This is a genomic window from Lysinibacillus sp. Y5S-8, from assembly GCF_036894365.1.
GTDB lineage: Bacteria > Bacillota > Bacilli > Bacillales_A > Planococcaceae > Lysinibacillus > Lysinibacillus fusiformis_D.
This window is the reverse complement of record NZ_CP145889.1, coordinates 3,693,616-3,715,337: the sequence shown is the minus strand read 5'-3', so window position 1 is coordinate 3,715,337 and position 21,722 is coordinate 3,693,616. Positions and strand designations below refer to the sequence as shown.

The following is a 21,722-nucleotide window of genomic DNA, read 5'->3' as shown; positions in this document are numbered from 1 at the left end:
ATGAAACAACTTAAACTATGTGGTCTGCTCATTCTGCTGTTGTTAGCAGGCTGTCAATCTGCTCCTAAAGAAACGATTCACCCAGTTGATTCTACCATAGACGTCAAAAAATCTGATGGTACTATGAGTGACTTAATCAGTCATGCCAATATAGTTGTGCCAAAGGTTGCCTTAACATTTAATGGCTTCGCAGATAATGAAACGATGGAGTTACTACTGACAAAATTAGATGAATCGAATATGAAAGCAACCTTTTTTCTAGAGGGGATGCGTGTTGCTCAGGAGCCAGAGCTTGTTAAAGAAATATTAAAAAAGGGACATGAGGTGCAAAATGGCACATTGACATTTCCAGATGTATCAACTTTAGATTATGACCAAACGTATGAAGAAATCGTTTTAACCAATCAAATTTTTAAAGAGCATTTAGGTTATACACCGCAATTTGTTCGCAGTCGCTCAGGTGATGTTACCGATAATATGCGCTTAGCAGCAGCGGCACTAAATATGAAGGCCGTTATTGGATTATCTATTAATCCACTTGATCGAAAAATGCAAAGTGCTCAGGAATTGATCGACTATATCGGCCAATATATTGATAGGGGCTCTATTATTCATCTCAACACATACATTAACCCTGCTATTATGGATGCCATTCCTTTATTAGCCCAATTAGCTAATGAACGGGAGTATACCTTTACTACTTTAAGTGATTTATTAGATGAGCGCTATTTAACAAAGTCTGTAGAAGAGATAGCTGGTTATGATGCTGTTAGCCCCAATTTAAATTATGAGCAGGTCAAGCCGAATTTATATTATCGGAAAGAGACGACTAAAAAGGAGATTGCAATTACTTTTGATGACTGGGCACATGAAAAAAGAGTAAAAGAAGTGTTGGATATTTTACGTAAATATGAAATCAAAAGTACTTTTTTCTTAATCGGTAGTGGCGTGGAGAAAAATCCACAATTAGCAAAGATGATTGTAGAGGAAGGTCATGAGGTAGCTAGTCACTCCTATTACCATCTAGATGTTACGAAAATGACACCCGAAGATTTACAGGACGATTTAGTAAAAGCACATAAGGCTTTGACCTATGCGCTACAAGAGCCACCTCTACTCTATTTTAGACCAGCACAAGGCATAATGGATGAGCGAACAGCCAAAATCATCACTGCTGCGGGCATTAAAACGATTGCTATGTATGATATAGCTTCTTTTGATTGGAATTTAGAGTATACAGCACAAGACATTTATGATCGAGTGATGTCTAGGGTCGGGCCAGGAAAGGTCATTGTCATGCACATTTTAGATGGAACTAATACGGTAGAAGCACTGCCACTCATCATTGAAAAGCTGCAACAAGATGGTTACAGCTTTAGTAAAATGTCGACTTGGATTGAAGAAGATTCAAATAGGGATGTGAATGAATGATGAAAACGAAAAAAGAGGTTTTAACCATACCACGCTCTGATCGTCGGATTTTATCAAATATTCCTGATCCCGAAAATGTACGGAGCCTTGTCAATCGGCGTGGAGCATCCTACCAGAAAGATGAAATTGATCCTGCCGATGTGAATGAAATTTATCGGCTCCAACAACTAAGCTTGCGCTATGAAACTCATTTTGAGGTGCAAATTAAACGAGCACGACGTCAAGTGAGTTCAGACAAATACTATGCGGAGGATATTTCAGTAACAGGTATCCTTGTTTACACGAATAAGCCCTATCATTTACTCATCGATGAAATACTAACAATGAATTTTACAATACCAGGTGGAGCGATGCCTGAGGGCTATGAAGCTAAAGTAAAGTTAAAGGCTAAGGTTAAACGTCTTTTTACGAAAGAGGTAGATGGACAAATCCGGTATTACGTTGCCTGTGAATTTTTACAGCCTTTGAATGAATACATGACAAAAAAACGTTGGGGCATTTCTATTTTTATGGCCAGTTTATTTTTATTGGTCGTATCACTTATTGTCATGTTAATGCGGGCCGAAAGTGTGATTTACTTTAGGTTTAATAAATTTTTATATTTATATAGTATTATTGCGGCTACGTTTCTACTAAGTAGATATATATTTGGGATTTTCTATAAGAATGTACCAATCAATCCGAAGTTTGAACCAGGTGTATCGATTATTATCCCCGTGTTTAATGAGGAAGAATGGATTCATCGTACAATTTCAAGCTGTATCAATCAATATTATCCAGTAGATAAATTAGAAGTCATTGTTGTGGATGATTGTTCAACAGATCGTACGGAAGAAAAGGCAAAGGACATGATTGACCTTATTCATCATGAGGGCGAGCGTTTTAGGACAAATGATCGCTTACAGTTTTATAAGCTGCCACAAAATGGAGGGAAACGGGAAGCGTTAGTAGCTGGTGTTCATCAAGCAAAGCATGATTTAGTTGTTTTTGTGGATTCAGATAGCTTTTTAGAGCCACATGCAATCCGCAATTTAGTACAGCCATTTCAAGATCCTAAAATGGGCGGTGTAGCTGGCCGAACTGAGGTTGAAAATAAATTTACGAATGCTCTAACGAAATTACAAACGGTCCGTTATTATATCGCCTTCCGCATTATGAAAGCAGCTGAATCATGGTTTGATACGGTTACTTGCTTATCTGGGCCATTAGCATGTTATCGAAAAGAGCTTATTTTAAAAAATGAAAAGGCCTGGCTCAATCAAAAATTTCTTGGTCAGCCAGCGACATTTGGTGATGATCGCAGTATGACTAACTATATTTTGAAAACGCATCGAACAGGTTATCAGGACAATGCCATCTGCTCAACGATCGTACCCTCTGACACAAAAGTTTTTTTATCACAGCAAATGAGATGGAAACGCTCTTGGCTAAGAGAATCATTACGAGCATTTTTATTTATGTGGAAAAAAGAACCGTTCATGTTCCTTTTCTTCATCATTGGTTTAATTGTGCCGATTGCTGCACCTATTGTCGTTGTTTATAACTTAATTTATGTACCACTGATGTATGGTATTTTTCCAACGACTTTTTTAATTGGTTTATTACTAATGGCCATGTTAATGAGTTTGGCTCATTTATTCTTTAGAAAAAGTAAATTATGGGGATTTGGCTTTATCTTTGTTCTCTATTATGAATTTATTTTGCTTTGGCAGATGCCAGTTGCTTGGGTGACGTTTTGGAAATCTACATGGGGGACAAGGGAGACACCTCAGGACATTCTCGCGAAAGAAAAGAAAATGGAAAAGCAAAAATTACGAAAATCCCGATTTTCGATGTTAAAAATTAGAAAAATGGGTGAGAAGGAATGAATGAGAAAAATATAGAACTCCAGCCAGCAAAAAAAAATCGTCGAAAAATCATCCGTTCGATCGTGCAATTAATCATTGTAGTTTTGTTAGCTGTTATTTTAATAAAAGCTGTATTTCTAACAGAGAAACGAACGGCTGACACGGAACCATTAAACAATAAAGAGGGCTTTATTGCCCTTTCCTATTTCGGTGTGAGTAGAAATGATTCACCAAAATATGTGTCCAAAAAGAATTTAGAAGAACAATTAACATTGCTAGAAAAGCAAGGTTATCAAACCATTACGCAACAGGACATTTTAGATTTTTATCAAAAAGATAAACCATTGCCAAAAAAAGCATTGTATTTATCGTTTGAGGATGGACGAACAGACTCTAGTATTTTTGCTCAAAATATTATGGAAAAATTAAATTATAAGGCGACGATGTTTACGTATGCTAATAAAATGGATACTCGAGACAATAAATTTTTAAAGCCTAAAGATTTAAAGCTAATGGAACGAAGCGGTTATTGGGAGCTAGGATCTAATGGGTATAGGCTAACCTATATTAATATTTTTAATGATAAGGGACAGTCTCTTGGTGTGATTGATGAAAATAATGTACCAAATAAAACAACGATAGAATACTATAACCACTATTTAATGGATTTTATTCGGAATCAATATATGATTCCAAGTGAAACACGACTAGAGATGGAAAAACGCATTCGCAAGGATTACACACTGATGGAGGAAATCTATCAACAGGAGTTTGACGAAGTGCCGAAAGCCTATGCAATTATGCATGCCAACTCACTCTATAACAATATGGACCCACTTGTTCAGCATGTCAATGATAAGGAAATTAAAGACAAGTTTCGTATGCACTTCAATTTAGAGTTAGGTGCCTATAATGATCGAGAGGCAGATTTGTATAATTTAAATCGCTTGCAAGTCTCCCCCTATTGGTCAACCAATCATGTCATGATGAAAATCCGTCAAGCTAGTAAACAAAATGTTGAATTCAAAATAGGGGATCTTTCATTAGCACAGAAGTGGGATGTAATGAACGGTGCTGCTGAATTTGAAAACAATGAAGTTACGTTAACATCAGCACCATCAAGTGAAGGGAGAATTCTCTTTAAGGAAGCCTTACCCGAAAACTATCAGGCGCATTTTACTTTTAAGGGAAATGTTGTGGGTCAGCAAGCCTTCTATATTAATTACGATGAAAAAACGAATAGCTATTTGCGAGTTGCATTAGTAGATAATGAGATTGTGATTAGCGAAAAATTACCAGGAGCAGGAATTGTTGAAAAGCAGCGTTTTCAGTTAAATGAAATAAAATGGAATGAAGAGGAATATGCCTTTAACAAAGCGACCGTTTATTCCTATCAAGATACACAAAATGGGTCACGGATTAATGACAAAGAATACCCAAGAAACTTAACGAAAAAAAGAGTATTTAACATTACCGTGAATAAGGATAAAATAGAAATAGATGTTGATAATGTATTATCCGAGACCGTTCAAATAAATCCATTGTTACAAGGGTCACAAATTGGATTTGGTGCATTGTACAGTAAAAAGGATACTTCACATGAACAGTATGCAGATGATATTTACGATACATTGATAGAGGATATATTGATTACAGACAGTAAAGATCAAACTATATTTACGAACCAATATACGAATTTTGAGAAGGTGAAGCATAAAACCATCACCATGTTTAATCAGGTTGTGGATTTCTTTATTGAAACCTTCTAAATCGGGGTGAAATTTGATTCAAGTGAAGAACTTTGTATTGTTTATATGTATAGCACTACTATTTATCACTGCTTGTAGTAATAGTAAAGAGCCACCAGCTGAAGCAAAGGTAGGAATAAAGGACAAGGAGAAGCTTCGATTGTCCATCTGGTTACCAGAATGGCAAAATAAATCTGCGATGGAGGATGTGAAAAAGTCTCTAGATGGATTACAAGATATACGGGTTTTCGGTGCTTATTTTAATAGCAAAGATGAACTATTATTAACTGAAAATGCGATTGACATGCTACAACAAACGCAGCAACAATTTAATGATTCCCATCCTGTAATCCTAACGCTTATCAATGATTATGTAACAGATAATGCCCCTTCTGTTCAAAAGGACAGTACGCTTTTGCATAGACTCGTGCAGGATTCTTCTGCGAGGCAAAAGCATATCAATAATATTTTGCAAGTAGTCGATCAATACCAAGTGAGTGGCATTGAGATTGATTATGAAAAGGTAGCACAGAAAGACCTTCGAAACTACATTCTTTTTTTAAAAGAGCTGTACAAAGCTCTTTCAAAAAAGGATGTGACATTACATGTCGTTCTAGAGCCAAGTTTTCCATTTAATATGAAATTGCCAAATGGACCAATCTATACTGTCATGGCCTATAATGTTCATGGCTATCATAGTGGTCCAGGTGCGAAGGCCACTTACTCTTTTCTCAATGATTTAGTGAAAAAAGTGAAGAAGTCCAATCAGGATTTAGCGATTGCCTTTGCTACAGGAGGCTTTGATTGGGTAGCCGAAGGTCAAATTGTTGCTTTAACAGAGCTTGAGGCTGAACAACTATTAGCTGAAACGAATGCAGTGAAGCAGCGTGATAAGGCGAGTGGGGCCGTTTATTTTACGTATGTAGATGATGACGATGTCAGTCATGAGGTTTGGTATGCAGATCAAGAAACACTTGAAAAATGGGTAAACTATATACAAAAAAGAAGCTATCATGACGTGGTGCTATGGCGTGCTGGAGGCTTAGGTGCAAGAACTTTACAATGGATCAGTGAGCAATCAATTGAATAGCATTCATGCAAAAAAATCGCCTGAAAAGGCGATTTTTTTCATAGTATTGAAAAACAAAACAAACAATAGACTTTTGGTGAAAGGTGAAAAGGGCTTTTCGTTTTAGGAAACTTGCTTGCCGCTTTTGTGCAGAATAAAAGCAGTTGCCCCCTGTCACGCTATCCTACGGGAGTCAAGTAGTCTGCCACTCTCATCCGCAGAGTGATATCTTTTTAGCAGAGGTTGCACAAATAAAATGATGGTTGATTGGAGTAGAACCAGCATCACTCCTAGGGATTAGCGGCTCATTGGATGCCCCTTGGAAAGGATGCTGGCGGAACGGAAATCAACCTCTCACCTTGCCAAAAAGTCTTTCTCTGCTATTGACATCGTCTTTTTTATTGGAATTGGGAAAGACGAGAAAAGAAATGTTTCACAAAATCTAAAAAGATTGCTTCAGATGGTGCGATTTCTCGATTTACGGGTGAGATAATGCCAACAGTTCTAGGTATTGTGGGTGATTCAATTGGAACCTTGATGGTAAATCGTGCAGCTGAATCATATAAAGAGCTTTCAGGTAATAGACTAACACCTATACCAGCAGCTACTAAACCTTTCAGTGCATCCAAATCCTCACCCTCTGAAATAACATTTGGTAAGAAGCCTGCAGCACGGCAAGCATCCATAGCTACCTTATGTAATATATAGCCATCTGGAAATAAGACAAATAAATCGTTTTTCAACTCTGCTAGCTGAATACTTTCCCTTTTAGCTAATGGGTGATTGGCGGGTAGTAGTGCGGCGATGTTCTCAGTGAACAGAATTGTGGACTGAATGGATTCGTCCTTTGGGGGTAATGGTCCCAAAAAGGCTAGGTTTAACTCCCGATTTTTGACCGCATCAATTAAAAATCGATAAGATCCTTGACGTAGTTGGAATTGTAAATCAGGATATTCCCGTTTAAAGGCGGATATAACAGTAGGTAGAACATAGCTAGCCAAACTTGTTGGAAAGCCAATTTTAATAGAACCTTTGGCAGGATCCAAATATTCTTCCACTTGCTTTGCAGCAAAATCAATGGCCTTTAAGGCTGTAATGGTATGCTCAAGAAACGTTTTCCCAATGGGAGTTAATTTCACATTTCGACCAACGCGCTCGAACAACGGCGTGCCTAATTCATCTTCAAGGTTTGCGATTTGCCGACTGATGGCAGATTGGGCTACATGAAGATGCTCCGCGGCCTCTGAAATATGCTCCCGTTCAGCAACCTCTACAAAATAGCGTAATTGACGTAACTCCACAAACATTCACCTCTATTAATCTAAAAATAAGATTGATTTTACCTTAATTATATATTATTTAAGATGAAAAATGATTGTAAATGTCGAAATAATAATTAGAATATTATGTTATCTTGCGAGATGGATTTGGTTATTGAAGTCTAGAAGAAACTTTGCTTAAAATATCTTGTTTTTAATTGATTCCATTTTAATGAAATAGGTTATAGTATAGTTATGGTTGTTTATGCAAATTTGTCATAAAACCGCTACAATTAACACTTTCCAAGGGGTTTTCACTATGTAGCTAGATGAAATCTATTCTCAATTAGGGATATTTCATTGAAAATGAAGAAAGTCTATTCTCATTGTCTAGCTGAACTAGTAATAATCTGAAAATGCTTATAAATCCTTTATTTTTCAATATTTTATTTGAGAAATGGGAAAGTAATTGAAATGGTTTGCATAGAGAACGATTTTCAGTTAAGATTAGAATGATAATAATTAAGGAATGGTTGACCCATTCACTGAACACTATGGAGGTATTTTCATGTCAACTTTAGTTATTAAAGATCTTCACGTTGCGATCGACGGGAAAGAGATTTTAAAAGGCGTAAATCTTACAATTAATACAAATGAAATTCACGCAATCATGGGGCCAAACGGAACTGGTAAATCGACACTAGCTTCTGCAATTATGGGTCATCCTAAATATGAAGTCACTTCAGGTACTGTAGAGCTTGATGGCGAAGATGTACTTGAAATGGAAGTGGACGAGCGTGCTCAAGCTGGTTTATTCCTAGCAATGCAATATCCATCAGAAATTGCTGGTGTAACAAATGCTGATTTCTTACGTTCGGCGATTAATGCACGTCGTGAAGAAGGCGATGAAATTTCATTAATGAAATTTATTCGTGAATTAGATAAAAATATGGATTTCCTAGAAATGCATGAAGATATGGCTCAACGTTATTTAAATGAAGGTTTCTCTGGCGGTGAGAAAAAACGTAATGAGATTCTTCAATTAATGATGATTAAACCAACATTTGCAATTTTAGACGAAATTGACTCTGGACTTGATATTGATGCATTAAAAGTAGTATCAAAAGGCATTAACGCAATGCGCGGTGAAGGCTTTGGTTGCTTAATGATCACACACTATCAACGTCTATTAAACTACATTACTCCAGATCATGTACACGTAATGATGCAAGGACGTGTTGTAAAATCTGGTGGTGCAGAGCTTGCACAACGCTTAGAAGCAGAAGGCTATGATTGGATTAAAAAAGAATTAGGTATCGAAGAAGAAGCAGAAGAACAAGAAGCATAAGAAGGAGGACGAACTAGCATGACAGTGGAACTTAACTTGCCTGTAACAGTACAGGACGTGCGCTCGTTCTCAGAAGCAAATGGTGAACCAACTTGGTTTACAGAACTTCGCGCGGCAGCACTAGACAAAGTAACTGGTTTAGATTTGCCAAAACCAGATAGAACGAATATTACAAAATGGGATTTCTTGGATTTCCCAGCATTGGCGGTTCATAGTGAGGCATTCTCTTCATTGGATGCTCTACCTGAAGAAGCAAAAGGGTTAATTGACCTTGAAGCACAAGAAAACCTATATATTCAACGTAATAATACACCAGCGTACATTAAGACATCACAAGAACTTATTGATAAAGGTGTTATTTTTACTGATATTTTCACAGCAGTCCGTGAACATGGTGAACTTGTTCAAAAATACTTTATGACAGAAGCTGTTAAAGTGGAGGAGCATAAGTTAACAGCACTTCATACAGCGCTTGTTAATGGTGGTGTGTTTGTATACGTACCTAAGAACGTAATCATTGAGCAACCACTTCAAGTTGTTTTCCTAAATGACAATGCAGAAGCTTCATTATACAACCACGTTTTAGTAGTAGCGGAAGCTAATTCTGCTGTAACTTATGTAGAAACATATATTTCAACAATTGAAGAGGCAAAAGGTCAAGCAAATATTATTGCAGAAGTCGTTGTCCAAGATAATGCACAAGTAACATATGGTGCAGTAGATGTACTTGCAAAAGGCTTTACGACATACGTAAATCGTCGTGCACGTTTAGCACGTGATGCAAAAGTTGACTGGGCTCTTGGTTTGATGAATGACTCAGATACAATCTCTGAAAACATTACACATTTAATTGGTGACGGTTCTCATGCAGATACAAAAACAGTAGTAGTTGGTCGTGGAGAACAAAAACTTAACTTCACTACGGAGGTTCGTCACTGGGGTAAAAACTCTAACGGGCATATCTTAAAGCATGGTGTAATGAAAGATGCAGCTCAATCAATCTTTAACGGTATTGGCTATATCGAGCATGGTGCGACAAAAGCAGATGCACAACAAGAATCGCGTGTATTAATGCTGTCAGAAAAAGCTCGTGGGGATGCAAACCCAATTTTATTAATTGATGAAGATGATGTAACAGCAGGACACGCAGCGTCTGTTGGTCGAGTAGATCCATTACAGCTTTATTATTTAATGAGCCGTGGTATCTCAAAAGCAGAGGCAGAGCGCCTTGTTATCCATGGATTCCTTGCGCCAGTTGTTACGCAATTACCAATTGAGGGCGTTCAAAAGCAACTGACGGAGGTTATTGAAAGGAAAGTTCGCTAATGATGAATAAAGACATTAAAAGCTATTTCCCAATTTTAAATCAGGATGTCAACGGTCATAGACTTGTTTATCTTGATAGTGCTGCAACGTCTCAAAAACCTGTTCAAGTGATTGAAGCAATTAAAGCATATTATGAATTTGATAATTCTAATGTTCACCGTGGCGTGCATACATTAGGAAATCGTGCAACAGATAAATATGAAGGTGCACGTGAAAAAGTTCGTAAGTTTATCAATGCACAATCAACGCAGGAAATTATATTTACACGTGGCACAACAACGGCTTTAAATACTGTGGCGTCAAGTTATGGGCGTGCTAATGTCGTAGAGGGTGATGAAATTGTTATTACCCATATGGAGCACCACTCCAATATTATTCCTTGGCAACAGCTGGCTAAAGAGAAAAATGCAACATTGAAATACATTGAGCTAGAAGCAGATGGTACTATTAGTCTGGAGAAAGTTCGTGCAACAGTCACACCTAAAACAAAAATCGTTTCCGTATCTATGGCGTCAAACGTCCTTGGAACAATAAATCCAATTAAAGAAATTGCTCAAATTGCACATGCTAATGGTGCGGTTATGGTAGCCGATGGTGCACAGGCTGCCCCACATATGAAAATCGATGTGCAAGATTTGGATGTGGATTTCCTCGGATTCTCAGGGCATAAAATGTGCGGACCAACTGGAATAGGTGTACTATATGGTAAAAAGGAACACCTTGAAAAGATGGAGCCAATTGAGTTTGGTGGCGAAATGATTGATTTTGTCGGGCTTTATGATTCAACGTGGAAGGAATTACCGTGGAAATTTGAAGGTGGAACGCCTATTATTGCAGGTGCAATAGGTTTAGGTGCCGCTATTGATTTCTTAACTGACATTGGGCTAGATAATATTGCAGCACATGAGCATAAGCTTGTAGGCTACGCAATGGATCAGCTTGAGACAATTGACGGTTTGAAAATTTTCGGCCCACGTGATCCAATGAAGCGTTGTGGATTGGTGACATTTAACTTAGATGATGTACATCCACATGATGTTGCAACGGTGCTTGACATGAATGGGATTGCTGTTCGTGCAGGACATCATTGTGCACAGCCACTAATGAAATGTCTTCAGCAAGTAGCAACAGCGCGTGCAAGCTTCTATCTGTACAATACAGAGGAGGATATTGACCGTTTAGTTGCAGGGTTACGTTCTGCGAAGGAGTATTTTGGAGATGTCTTTTAATAATTTAGATCAACTATATCGTTCAGTCATTATGGATCACTATAAAAATCCTCGTAATAAAGGATCTTTAGAAGAGGATGCTGTAACGATTGATATGAACAATCCAACATGTGGCGACCGCATTCACTTAACATTAAAAGTGACTGACGGTATCGTAGAGGATGCAAAATTTGACGGCGAAGGCTGCTCTATTTCCATGTCCTCTGCATCGATGATGACACAGCTCATCAAAGGGAAAAAGGTTGAAGAAGCAATAGAGCTTTCAGATATTTTTTCTAAGATGATGATGGGGGAAGAGTATAGCGATAAATACGACCTTGAGGATGTAGAAGCACTGCAAGGTGTTTCACAATTTCCTGCACGAATTAAATGTGCGACATTAGCTTGGAAAGCAATGGAAAAAGGCGTGAAATAAATCTTACATCCTTGTTGCTTGGATGAAAGCGACATGGCTTTCATCCAAGACAAGGGTTGAATACCTGGAGAAAATACATCTCAGTGAACGGAGGAGAAACGATGGCTAAAAAAATGCCTGATATCGGCGATTACAAATACGGATTCCATGACAAGGACGTATCAATTTTCCGTTCAAAACGTGGTTTAACTGAAGAAATCGTCCGTGAAATTTCAAATATGAAACAAGAGCCAGAGTGGATGCTTGAGTACCGCTTAAAAGCACTTGAAACATTTTATACAAAACCAATGCCACAATGGGGTGGCGATCTTGGAGATTTAGATTTTGATGAAATTACGTACTACGTAAAACCATCAGAAGCTACACAACGATCATGGGATGAAGTGCCTGATGAAATCAAAGCTACATTTGATAAATTAGGTATTCCAGAAGCAGAACAAAAATATCTTGCTGGTGTATCAGCACAATATGAGTCTGAGGTAGTTTATCACAACATGAAAAAAGACCTTGAAGATCTTGGTATTGTGTTCAAAGATACTGACTCAGCTTTACGTGAAAACGAAGATATTTTCAAACAATATTGGGGCAAAGTAATTCCTTACACGGACAATAAATTTGCTGCATTAAACTCAGCTGTATGGTCAGGTGGATCATTTATCTATGTACCACCAGGTGTAAAAGTAGAAACACCATTACAAGCTTACTTCCGTATTAACTCTGAAAACATGGGTCAATTCGAACGTACATTAATTATCGTGGACGAGGGTGCACACGTACATTATGTTGAAGGTTGTACAGCGCCTGTTTATACAACAAACTCTTTACACTCTGCAGTTGTAGAAATTGTTGTACGTAAAGATGCTTATTGCCGTTATACAACGATTCAAAACTGGGCGAATAACGTTTACAATCTTGTAACGAAACGTACAGTTGTTGAAGAAAACGGTACAATGGAATGGATTGATGGTAACATCGGTTCTAAGTTAACAATGAAATACCCAGCATGTATCCTGAAAGGTGAAGGTGCTCGTGGTATGACATTATCCATTGCATTAGCAGGTAAAGGACAGCACCAACATGCTGGCGCAAAAATGATCCATATGGCACCAAACACATCTTCAACAATCGTATCGAAATCGATTGCTAAACAAGGTGGTAAGGTAACTTATATGGGACAAGTTCGTTTTGGTCCTAAAGCTAGTGGTGCACGTGCGAACATCGAATGTGACACACTGATCATGGACAATCAATCGACTTCTGATACAATTCCGTACAACGAGATTTTAAATGATAATGTTTCTTTAGAGCATGAAGCAAAAGTTTCAAAAGTATCTGAAGAGCAATTATTCTACTTAATGTCTCGCGGAATTTCTGAAGAAGAAGCGACAGAAATGATTGTAATGGGCTTCATTGAGCCATTCACAAAAGAACTACCAATGGAATACGCAGTAGAAATGAACCGTCTGATCAAATTCGAGATGGAAGGTTCTATCGGGTAATTAACTTACCACCCCTAGTCACAGTAAAACTTGTGACTAGGGGCTTTTTTATGATCTGATATATCAGATCGACAATGGATTTTTGTAATATATTAAAATAATACTGGATTTTTAGACGAATACATACTAAAATGATAATGAGAATCAATATCAATTGAAAAGTAGGAGCTGATAAAATAATTTCATGTTCAATGCTTCAATATGCCAGATGACATAGCTGTTTGTCATAACGATAACAATTTAAAGGAGATTATTGTCAATGAAAAAGAAGTTTCTATTTATTAGTGTCATCGCATTATTTATGCTGATCCTAGCTGCATGTGGTGAGAAAAAGGCTGCGGAAGAGGAAACATCCACAGATACGCAAAAAGAAGAAGCAACGCAAACAAAAGATGAATCTACAAATGAAGATGGTACGAGAACAATTGAATATCTTGGTGAAAGCTATGAAGTACCAGAAAAGGTCGAAAGAATTGTTGTAACAGGTGCTATGGAAGCGATGGAGGATATGGTTGTTCTTGATGTTCATCCAGTAGGAGCTATTGCTATTGGTGGCAAGTTCCCTGAGCTATATGCTTCTGTAACAGACAAAGCAGAATCAATTGGTGAGAAAATCAAACCAAATTTTGAAAAAATATTAGAATTAGATCCTGATGTCATTTTAGGTTCAACAAAGTTCCCAGAAGAAGTACAAAGTAAATTAGAGAAAATTGCTCCTACTATTTTAGTGTCACATATATCGACGAACTGGGAGTCTAATTTAAACTTATTAGCTGAATTAACAGGTAAGCAAGCAGATGCAGAGAAAATCTTATCTACATATAAGGCAGATATTGAAGCTGCTAAAACGACGTTAACTGAGAAACTACAAGATAAAAAAGTAGCTGCTGTTCGTATTCGTGGTGGACAGGCTTATGTTTATCCAAAAGAAGTATTTTTAAATGCTGTTCTTTATGGAGAACTCGGTTTAGCAGTGCCTGATGAAGTTGCGAAAGCAAAAGCACAAGAAGCAATTTCTGTGGAACAACTGGCAGATATGAACCCTGATTATTTATTTGTACAGTTTTCAACAGATGAAAATGCGGATGCACCAAATGCTTTAGAAGACTTTAAAAACAATCCAATCATCCAAAATATTAATGCCTTTAAAAATGACCAAGTGTTTGTCAATGTACTTGATCCATTAATGGAAGGTGGCCCAGCTTATAGCCGAATTAAGTTTTTAGAGGCTATCCAACAAAATCTTGTGAAATAATAGGTAGCCCAATTAAGTAGCATGAGTTCAAGGGTATATGGACTCATGCTTTTTCTTTTGCATATAAGAGACAAACCTTCATTGTGAATGTACAAAAGAATGCGATATTTTTTACATGATGTTTATTTCTAGTATCATACTGTGTGCTATGATTATGTACATAGAGGAGGGTGTCACATGATTGTAGTTGGATTAACTGGTTGGGGCGATCACCCTTCACTTTCTAGTGGAGTGACTACCTCAAAAGATAAATTATTTGATTATACAGGTCATTTTTTAACGGTCGAAGTCGATACGTCTTTTTACGCCATCCCGTCCAAGGAGCATGTACGTAAATGGTGTGAGGATACACCCGAAAATTTTCGTTTTGTTGTAAAGGCCTACCAAGGTATGACTGGCCATTTGCGTGGTGATATACCTTTTGAAACAAAAAATGACATGTTCAATGCTTTTATCGAATGTGCGAATGAATTTAAACGTTATGGAAAGCTAGCGATGGTATTAGCACAATTTCCACCGTGGTTTGATTGTCAGGCAAAAAATGTACAATATTTATTGTATATACGGCAGCAGCTCAAAGATTTTGAAGTGGCTATTGAGTTTCGAAATCAAACATGGTATGCAGAAAATGTCGTACAGCAGACGATGGATTTTTTACGTGAACATCAATTTATTCATACGATTTGTGATGAACCACAGGCTGGTGTAGGTTCAGTCCCCTTCTACCCTGTAGTGACGGCTAGTAAAGCACTTATCCGTATCCATGGGCGCAATATTCATGGGTGGCGCAACACAGGGAATGCAGAAAATTGGCGTAAAGTTCGCTTTTTATATGATTATAATAAAGAAGAATTACAACAGCTTGGGCATAGCATGCAAAAGCTTGAAACAGAGGTCAATGAACTCTTCGTATTATTTAATAATAATTCAGGTAATCATGCAGCGAAAAATGCAAAGGAGCTACAAGACATGTTGAATATTAAAGATGTTGGACTAGCGCCTAAACAATTAAACATGTTTGAAGGGGAACTATAATGGAATTTATTTTATTAGTCATCATTGCACTATTGGCGGGTCTAATTGGCTCATTGGTTGGGCTAGGTGGTGGTATCGTTTTAGTACCAGCAACCTTATACATTGGTTTAAATCTAGGGATGATTCCAGATATTACTCCTCAAAAAGTAGTCGGTTTATCAGTTGTTATGATGATTTTTACAGGGCTAGCCTCTACGTTAAGCTATATGAAATCCAAAACGGTGGATTATAAAAGTGGCTTTATATTTTTTCTTGGAAGTATTCCAGGAACGATTCTTGGAGCTTGGGTCAATAAAGGATTAGACTTACCATCCTTCAATTTATATTTTGGTATTCTGCTTATTATTTTATCGATCATTTTGCTTGTCCGTGACAAGTTGAAGCCAGTAAAATGGTTTGTGAAAAATGGTACGCAACAAGAATTTACAGACTCTGAGGGAAATACCTTTGTATATGGCTATCCTATTTGGTTTGCCTTTATATTAACATTTGGCATTGGCTTTGCTTCTGGGCTGTTCGGCATTGGTGGTGGCTCGATGATTGTACCAGCAATGATTATTTTGTTTTTATTTCCACCACATGTCGCAGTGGCAACATCGATGTTTATGGTGTTTTTAACGTCCATTGTAAATTCCGCAAGCCATATTTACTTCGGACATGTGCCGTGGCTCTATACAATCCCTGTTATTCCAGGGGCCTATATTGGGGCAAAACTGGGGGCGGCATTAAATAAAAGAATTAAATCAGATACGCTTGTACTCGCCCTAAGGATTATTTTATTATTATTAGGAATTCGTTCCATTATAGAAGGCATATTAGCTTAATTTGAAATGAGGTGGCTTTAATGCTTGAAAAAATCCATATTTTTCACACAAATGATTTGCATAGTCATTTTAAGTATTGGCCACGTATGCAAAGCTATGTGAAAGAGATGCGTAACAATCTAGCGGCAATAGGAGAAACAAGCTATTTGTTTGATGTTGGAGATCACTTAGACCGTTCTAATATTTATACAGAGGCGACGGTTGGGAGAGGCAATGTACAATTACTTAATGAGGCAGGTTATGATGTAGTGACAATCGGTAACAACGAAGGCATTACATTGTCACATGAAGAGCTCTTCCATTTATATGATGATGCCAATTTTGAAGTTGTGGTGGCGAATGTCTATGCCTCTCAAGGGGAAAAGCCATCTTGGATGAAGCCCTATGTTATTTTAACAACAGAAACAGGTACAAAAATAGGTGTAATTGCTGCAACAGCCATGTTTGAAGTGTATTATCAAGAATTAAGCTGGCATATGGACGATGCCCGCAGTACATTGCTACGTCTAGCACATCAACTACGTAAAGAGGTAGACATTGTTGTGTGCTTATCACATTTAGGCATTACAGAGGATGAGCTCCTAGCGGAAGAATGTCCCGAAATTGATGTGATATTCGGGTCCCATACACATCATGTCTTGCCAACTGGCAAACACATCAATGGTGTTTTACTAACAGGTGGAGGGAAATTTGGCCAATATACAGGTCATCTTGTCATAGAATATGATAAAAAAATGAGGAAAATTGTTGAAAAAGAGGATACTTTAATTCATAATAAGGATTTGCCAATTGTTAATAATGAACAGAAAATGGTACAGTTTTGGGAGGATGAAGGTAACAGAATACTGGATACACCAGTCTTTACAACAAATAAATCCTATAACAAGGAATGGTTCCATTACTCACAGCTATCAGATTTATTTGCACATGCCATTTTGGAAAAAAGCGGTGCCGACTGTGCATTGTTCAATGCAGGTATCTTTTTAGATGGTTTACCGAAGGGCACTGTAACTGCGCTAGATTTGCATCGAATTTTTCCACATCCTATTAATTTATGTACAATTGAATTATCCGTTGCAGAAATGAAAGAAATTTATATGCAATCCAAAAATGAAGAGTGGCCCTATATCGAATTAAAAGGTTTAGGGTTTAGAGGCGTTATTTTTGGGAAAATGTTGACATACGGATTTTCAATGAATGACAATCGCCAATTATTGATTAATGGCAAGCTAGCGGATCACGATCATATTTATAAACTTGTGACGTTAGATTTATTTACATTTGGTTATTTTTATCCAAGCTTTAAATATGCGAAGAAACAATATATTTTACCTGAATTTTTACGAAACATTATGATAGATTATGGTCAAAGATTCTTTAAACAATAGAGAGAGTTTAAAGAATGGATTGGGGAAAAAATCATGCGATTAATTTCAATCGATGTATTAAAAGAAGGAATGGTATTAGGTAGAACCATTTGGAATGAGGCAGGTCATCCACTTTTAAAGAAAGATGTTGTTATTAATGACCGGATTATTCAACGACTTCAACAGTTAAATATGCATTATCTATATATTAACGATGACATTTCTGAAGGTATAGAAGTAGAAGAGACCGTTCCACCTGCTATGCGAAATAAAGTGATTACAACTATAAAGGATTCATTCCAATCCATTGATGGTTGTAATCCCGTAAATGCCTCTTATATATTAGATCAGCAATCAAAGACAATTGTCTCAATTGTAGATGAACTACTTTCTGCAGTTACTGGAAATGATGAAATTTTAACTATTTTAACAGATGCTTATTTATTTGATGAATATTTATATCAACACTCCTTCCAAGTGACCTTGTACTCCATTGCGATTGCCAAAGAGCTTGGTTATTCGGCTGAGGATTTACGCTTAATCGGTATTGGTGCTTTACTGCATGATGTTGGTAAACTCATGGTACCTAAAGATATATTAACAAAGCCTGATCGCCTCACTAATGATGAGTTTGAAACAATGAAAATGCATGCTCGTTATGGTTTCGATTTATTGCGCAATTTACATTCTATCTCATTACTTGTGGCACATTGTGCTTTTCAGCATCATGAGCGAATTGACGGAAGCGGCTATCCAAGAGGGCTTGTTGATTTTGAAATTCATCCTTTTGCCAAGATTATTGGCGTGGCAGATGTTTTTGACGCAGTTACAACCAATCGTGTTTACCGTGAAAAGATGCTACCATCACAAGGGTTAGCAATTGTTGAAGCAGGCTCTGGTACTCTTTATGATGCCCGTGTTGTAAAAGCGTTAAAAAGAGCAGTGGTCCACTATCCAAATGGCGTTATTTTAAAATTATCGGATGGACGACGCGGTATTGTATCCAGACAAAATACATTGGATGCAGCATTACCGTGGATTCGTATTTTTGAAGAGCAAGATCAATTGCTTGCAGCTACATATGAAATCAATTTAGTGGATTATCCTAGTGTTTCAATTGAAAGTGTTGAGACCGATTACGTGGCTTCAGCAAAAGTAGAATAAATTGCTCCCCCTGTTCATACGTTATGGAACAGGAGGAGATTTTTTTGTTTTTCCCTCGAAAAAGGATGAAATTACGCTCATATAATCAAAGGGGAATACGTCTTAATCGATTAACAATTTTAATTGTGAGTACGGTTATTTGCCTTATATTATTTATTTATTATTTAAATGAACGGCTCATGCCAACCTATTTGCAGTATGCCGAGGTACAAACTACTAAGATTGCGTCATACGTTGTGAGCAAAGCCATTAATTCACGTACCTCAAATGTATTAGATGTCAATGATATCATTCAAGATATTCCTCCCGGTACATCTGAAATGATGACGACTAAGTTTAACACAGAAATTATTAATCGTGTTCGAGCAGAGACATTAGAGCTTGTTAAAATGTATTTAGAGCAAGCTGAACAAGGAGAGTTATCGCATTTACCTGAATTAGATAATGTTGAATATGATATTAACAGAATTCAGGAAGGTGATGGTATTGTCTTCTTTGTACCTCTTGGTCAAGCGGCCAATATACCTTTGCTCGGAAATTTAGGGCCAAAGATTCCGATACGCTTCCACGTGATTGGAAATGTTCATAGCAATGTGACGTCCTCCATTCAGGAATTTGGGATCAACAGTGCTTATGTGGAGGTAGGCATTCATTTAGAAGTCAATGTACAGATTATTGTCCCGTTCGCTAGTAAATCTTCAACCGTTGCACAGGATATCCCTGTAGCAATGGGCTTAACGAGAGGTCCTGTTCCAAACATTTATACAAATAGTAGTGATGCACCGCAACCCTCCATCGAAATACCTGTCCCTTATAAGTAGAAATGTTATGGTGATAGTTGTTGGAGCTCCTTTAATATGTTACATTGACAACAGTGAAGATAGTTAATATTAAAAAATGCATATTTTTGATAGGGGCGATATTCGTATGACATCTTGTAAACCTACAAGTAAAGAAGAACATGTAAGAAAACCAGACTGGCTAAAAATAAAACTAAACACGAACGACGAATATAAAGGGCTTAAAAAGCTGATGCGTGAGAAAAATCTGCATACAGTATGTGAAGAGGCTCGCTGTCCAAATATCCATGAATGCTGGGGAGAAAGACGTACTGCTACCATGATGATTCTTGGTTCCGTTTGTACACGTGCTTGTCGTTTCTGTGCAGTCAAAACAGGGTTACCCAATGAATTAGATTTGGCTGAACCAGAGCGCGTTGCAGATTCAGTAGCAATTATGAACTTAAAGCACGTTGTAATCACAATGGTAGCGCGTGACGATTTAAAGGATGGCGGTGCGCAAGTATTAGCCGAAACAGTTCGTGCTATTCGCCGTAAAAGTCCTTTCACATCTGTTGAGGTGCTGCCATCAGATTTAGGTGGTATAAAAGAAAACCTTCAACTGTTAATGGATTCGAAACCAGATATTTTAAACCATAATATTGAAACGGTACGCCGTTTAACACCAAGAGTACGTGCTCGTGCAAAATACGAACGCTCATTAGAGTTCCTTCGTTTGGCTAAAGAGATGCAGCCAGAAATTCCAACGAAATCCTCGTTAATGATTGGCTTAGGCGAAACACACGAAGAAATTTTAGAAGTAATGGACGATTTACGTGCGAATAATGTAGACATTATGACAATCGGTCAATATTTACAGCCAACGAAAAAGCATTTACCAGTTAAAAAGTATTATTCACCAATTGAATTTGGTAAACTGCGTAAAATTGCCATGGAAAAAGGCTTTAAACATTGTGAAGCAGGCCCACTTGTACGTAGTAGTTATCATGCAGATGAACAAGTAAATGCTGCAACAAAAGAACGTCAATTACAAGCAGAACTCTAAACGTCAAGGCTGAACGAAAAGGGTGGTGTCACTTTGATCATAATTGAAGGATTAGAATATGAACTAATAAAGGATTATCGAGAAGCCTTCCAGGAGGAAGTTTTTCAGGAAAGGTATTCAGATATTTTAGCCAGATACGATTATATTGTAGGGGATTGGGGCTATAATCAATTACGTTTAAAGGGTTTTTTTGATGATAAAAATCAAAAATCAACTTTTGATACGAAAATAAGTACGCTTCAAGACTATCTATATGAGTATTGTAATTTTGGCTGTGCTTATTTTGTGTTACGTAAAACGGGCAAAGTCATGAAACAGCCCGAAGTGTTGGATACAAGTGTGGTAACAAAGCCAACAGAACAAGAACCTTTAGCGGAATAAAAAAGATAAGAGAAACCTGATGTGATAGGCATCAGGTTTTTTCTTGTGTCCTTGTTTTCTTTTGCAGTAATGGGGGAAAACTAAAGCACAAAACAGCTTATTAAAGGTGTGTTGCATATGAAAAGAGCCGTATTTTTAGATCGCGATGGTGTCATCAATGAGGTACTAACGAGTCGTGTGAAATTTGTCAATAAGCCTAGGGATTTATACTTTTTACCACAGGTGCCTGAGGCGATCAAGAAGTTAAATAAACATTTTGATTATGTGTTTGTTGTGACAAATCAAGGTGGTGTCGGTTTAGGTTTTATGAAGGAAACGAGCTTACAGAAAATACATGAGTATATGGTGAAGGAGCTCAAGAAAAAAGGCGCCACTATCCATGAGGTCGTTTATTGTCCACATAAGCCTAGGTCGGGCTGTGCTTGCCGAAAGCCCAATAGTAAATTAATTGTGGATTTAGCGAGGAAATATAACATTGATGTATCTAAATCCTATATGGTCGGTGATACGGACACGGATATAATTGCAGGCAAACAAGCAGGAACGAAGGGTGTATTTTTAGGAGAACAAGATCCATTAGCAGATGCCGTTTTCCCAGATTTAATAAGTGCTGCACATTGGATTATTGAGGATTCAACGACTTAATTAGTGTAAAAAAAGAAGTATAAAACATTGAAAAA

At 37.4% G+C, this 21,722-nt stretch carries 19 protein-coding genes; 18 read left to right on the top strand and 1 reads right to left on the bottom strand.

Annotated features, from left to right (window positions below; all coding sequences use genetic code 11):
• From V6670_RS18160 to V6670_RS18145, 4 genes are read left to right on the top strand one after another with little or no spacing between them, the layout of a single operon-like run.
• Positions 1-1,431, top strand: a complete 1,431-nt coding sequence (locus tag V6670_RS18160; RefSeq protein WP_338651815.1) for a polysaccharide deacetylase family protein — start codon at positions 1-3, stop codon at positions 1,429-1,431.
• On the top strand, positions 1,428-3,299 hold the full coding sequence (locus V6670_RS18155) for a glycosyltransferase family 2 protein (protein ID WP_141905610.1): 1,872 nt from the start codon (positions 1,428-1,430) through the stop codon (positions 3,297-3,299). The genes V6670_RS18160 and V6670_RS18155 overlap by 4 nt, the downstream gene beginning before the upstream one ends.
• On the top strand, positions 3,296-5,047 hold the full coding sequence (locus V6670_RS18150) for a polysaccharide deacetylase family protein (RefSeq protein ID WP_338651814.1): 1,752 nt from the start codon (positions 3,296-3,298) through the stop codon (positions 5,045-5,047). Before V6670_RS18155 ends, V6670_RS18150 begins: the two co-directional genes overlap by 4 nt.
• Positions 5,048-5,084: 37 nt before the next feature.
• On the top strand, positions 5,085-6,116 hold the full coding sequence (locus tag V6670_RS18145; RefSeq protein WP_338651812.1) for a glycosyl hydrolase family 18 protein: 1,032 nt from the start codon (positions 5,085-5,087) through the stop codon (positions 6,114-6,116).
• Positions 6,117-6,493: 377 nt separating this feature from the next.
• Here the strand turns inward: V6670_RS18145 and V6670_RS18140 are convergent, their stop codons facing one another.
• The gene (locus V6670_RS18140) at positions 6,494-7,396 is read right to left on the bottom strand and encodes a LysR family transcriptional regulator (protein ID WP_141905613.1); all 903 of its coding nucleotides are present in this window, start codon (positions 7,394-7,396) and stop codon (positions 6,494-6,496) included.
• Between the two features lie 520 nt (positions 7,397-7,916).
• Here V6670_RS18140 and sufC point away from each other — a divergent pair.
• The 14 genes from sufC (at position 7,917) to V6670_RS18070 (ending at position 21,687) form a co-directional block, all read left to right on the top strand.
• Positions 7,917-8,702 carry a Fe-S cluster assembly ATPase SufC gene (gene sufC, locus V6670_RS18135; RefSeq protein WP_089934132.1) on the top strand — a complete coding sequence of 262 codons (786 nt, stop codon included), beginning with the start codon at positions 7,917-7,919 and terminating at the stop codon, positions 8,700-8,702.
• 18 nt (positions 8,703-8,720) lie between these two features.
• On the top strand, positions 8,721-10,028 hold the full coding sequence (gene sufD, locus V6670_RS18130) for a Fe-S cluster assembly protein SufD (protein WP_338651810.1): 1,308 nt from the start codon (positions 8,721-8,723) through the stop codon (positions 10,026-10,028).
• Positions 10,028-11,257 (top strand): cysteine desulfurase, encoded by a 1,230-nt coding sequence (locus tag V6670_RS18125; protein ID WP_058844830.1) that lies wholly within the window; start codon positions 10,028-10,030, stop codon positions 11,255-11,257. The genes sufD and V6670_RS18125 overlap by 1 nt, the downstream gene beginning before the upstream one ends.
• A complete protein-coding gene (gene sufU / locus V6670_RS18120) occupies positions 11,247-11,672 on the top strand; it encodes a Fe-S cluster assembly sulfur transfer protein SufU (RefSeq protein WP_036119698.1) in 426 nt (141 codons plus the stop codon). The genes V6670_RS18125 and sufU overlap by 11 nt, the downstream gene beginning before the upstream one ends.
• Before the next feature lie 101 nt (positions 11,673-11,773).
• Positions 11,774-13,171: a Fe-S cluster assembly protein SufB gene (gene sufB, locus V6670_RS18115; RefSeq protein WP_036119701.1), complete on the top strand. Its 1,398-nt coding sequence runs from the start codon at positions 11,774-11,776 to the stop codon at positions 13,169-13,171.
• 259 nt (positions 13,172-13,430) lie between these two features.
• On the top strand, positions 13,431-14,426 hold the full coding sequence (locus V6670_RS18110) for an ABC transporter substrate-binding protein (protein ID WP_141905615.1): 996 nt from the start codon (positions 13,431-13,433) through the stop codon (positions 14,424-14,426).
• Positions 14,427-14,603: 177 nt separating this feature from the next.
• Complete coding sequence (locus V6670_RS18105) at positions 14,604-15,461, top strand: DUF72 domain-containing protein (protein ID WP_141905616.1); 858 nt, start codon at positions 14,604-14,606, stop codon at positions 15,459-15,461.
• Positions 15,461-16,285: a sulfite exporter TauE/SafE family protein gene (locus tag V6670_RS18100; protein WP_141905617.1), complete on the top strand. Its 825-nt coding sequence runs from the start codon at positions 15,461-15,463 to the stop codon at positions 16,283-16,285. The genes V6670_RS18105 and V6670_RS18100 overlap by 1 nt, the downstream gene beginning before the upstream one ends.
• 20 nt (positions 16,286-16,305) lie before the next feature.
• Positions 16,306-17,673, top strand: coding sequence for a bifunctional UDP-sugar hydrolase/5'-nucleotidase (locus tag V6670_RS18095; RefSeq protein WP_141905618.1), 1,368 nt, complete (start codon positions 16,306-16,308; stop codon positions 17,671-17,673).
• Between the two features lie 33 nt (positions 17,674-17,706).
• A complete protein-coding gene (locus tag V6670_RS18090; protein WP_141905619.1) occupies positions 17,707-18,816 on the top strand; it encodes an HD-GYP domain-containing protein in 1,110 nt (369 codons plus the stop codon).
• Positions 18,817-18,839: 23 nt separating this feature from the next.
• Positions 18,840-19,637, top strand: a complete 798-nt coding sequence (gene yunB, locus V6670_RS18085) for a sporulation protein YunB (RefSeq protein ID WP_051891599.1) — start codon at positions 18,840-18,842, stop codon at positions 19,635-19,637.
• A 106-nt stretch (positions 19,638-19,743) separates the two neighbouring features.
• Positions 19,744-20,661, top strand: coding sequence for a lipoyl synthase (gene lipA, locus V6670_RS18080; protein ID WP_036119719.1), 918 nt, complete (start codon positions 19,744-19,746; stop codon positions 20,659-20,661).
• A 33-nt stretch (positions 20,662-20,694) separates the two neighbouring features.
• Positions 20,695-21,042 carry a YutD family protein gene (locus tag V6670_RS18075; RefSeq protein ID WP_338651809.1) on the top strand — a complete coding sequence of 116 codons (348 nt, stop codon included), beginning with the start codon at positions 20,695-20,697 and terminating at the stop codon, positions 21,040-21,042.
• A 117-nt stretch (positions 21,043-21,159) separates the two neighbouring features.
• Positions 21,160-21,687, top strand: a complete 528-nt coding sequence (locus V6670_RS18070; protein WP_338651808.1) for an HAD family hydrolase — start codon at positions 21,160-21,162, stop codon at positions 21,685-21,687.
• Positions 21,688-21,722: the final 35 nt, after the last annotated feature.

Coding starts and splice junctions, on each gene's coding strand:
- V6670_RS18160 (WP_338651815.1), top strand. CDS start 1: ATGAAACAACTTAAACTATGTGGTCTGCTCATTCTGCTGTTGTTAGCA.
- V6670_RS18155 (WP_141905610.1), top strand. CDS start 1,428: ATGATGAAAACGAAAAAAGAGGTTTTAACCATACCACGCTCTGATCGT.
- V6670_RS18150 (WP_338651814.1), top strand. CDS start 3,296: ATGAATGAGAAAAATATAGAACTCCAGCCAGCAAAAAAAAATCGTCGA.
- sufD (WP_338651810.1), top strand. CDS start 8,721: ATGACAGTGGAACTTAACTTGCCTGTAACAGTACAGGACGTGCGCTCG.
- V6670_RS18125 (WP_058844830.1), top strand. CDS start 10,028: ATGATGAATAAAGACATTAAAAGCTATTTCCCAATTTTAAATCAGGAT.
- sufU (WP_036119698.1), top strand. CDS start 11,247: ATGTCTTTTAATAATTTAGATCAACTATATCGTTCAGTCATTATGGAT.
- sufB (WP_036119701.1), top strand. CDS start 11,774: ATGGCTAAAAAAATGCCTGATATCGGCGATTACAAATACGGATTCCAT.
- V6670_RS18110 (WP_141905615.1), top strand. CDS start 13,431: ATGAAAAAGAAGTTTCTATTTATTAGTGTCATCGCATTATTTATGCTG.
- V6670_RS18105 (WP_141905616.1), top strand. CDS start 14,604: ATGATTGTAGTTGGATTAACTGGTTGGGGCGATCACCCTTCACTTTCT.
- V6670_RS18100 (WP_141905617.1), top strand. CDS start 15,461: ATGGAATTTATTTTATTAGTCATCATTGCACTATTGGCGGGTCTAATT.
- V6670_RS18095 (WP_141905618.1), top strand. CDS start 16,306: ATGCTTGAAAAAATCCATATTTTTCACACAAATGATTTGCATAGTCAT.
- V6670_RS18090 (WP_141905619.1), top strand. CDS start 17,707: ATGCGATTAATTTCAATCGATGTATTAAAAGAAGGAATGGTATTAGGT.
- yunB (WP_051891599.1), top strand. CDS start 18,840: ATGGAACAGGAGGAGATTTTTTTGTTTTTCCCTCGAAAAAGGATGAAA.
- lipA (WP_036119719.1), top strand. CDS start 19,744: ATGACATCTTGTAAACCTACAAGTAAAGAAGAACATGTAAGAAAACCA.
- V6670_RS18070 (WP_338651808.1), top strand. CDS start 21,160: ATGAAAAGAGCCGTATTTTTAGATCGCGATGGTGTCATCAATGAGGTA.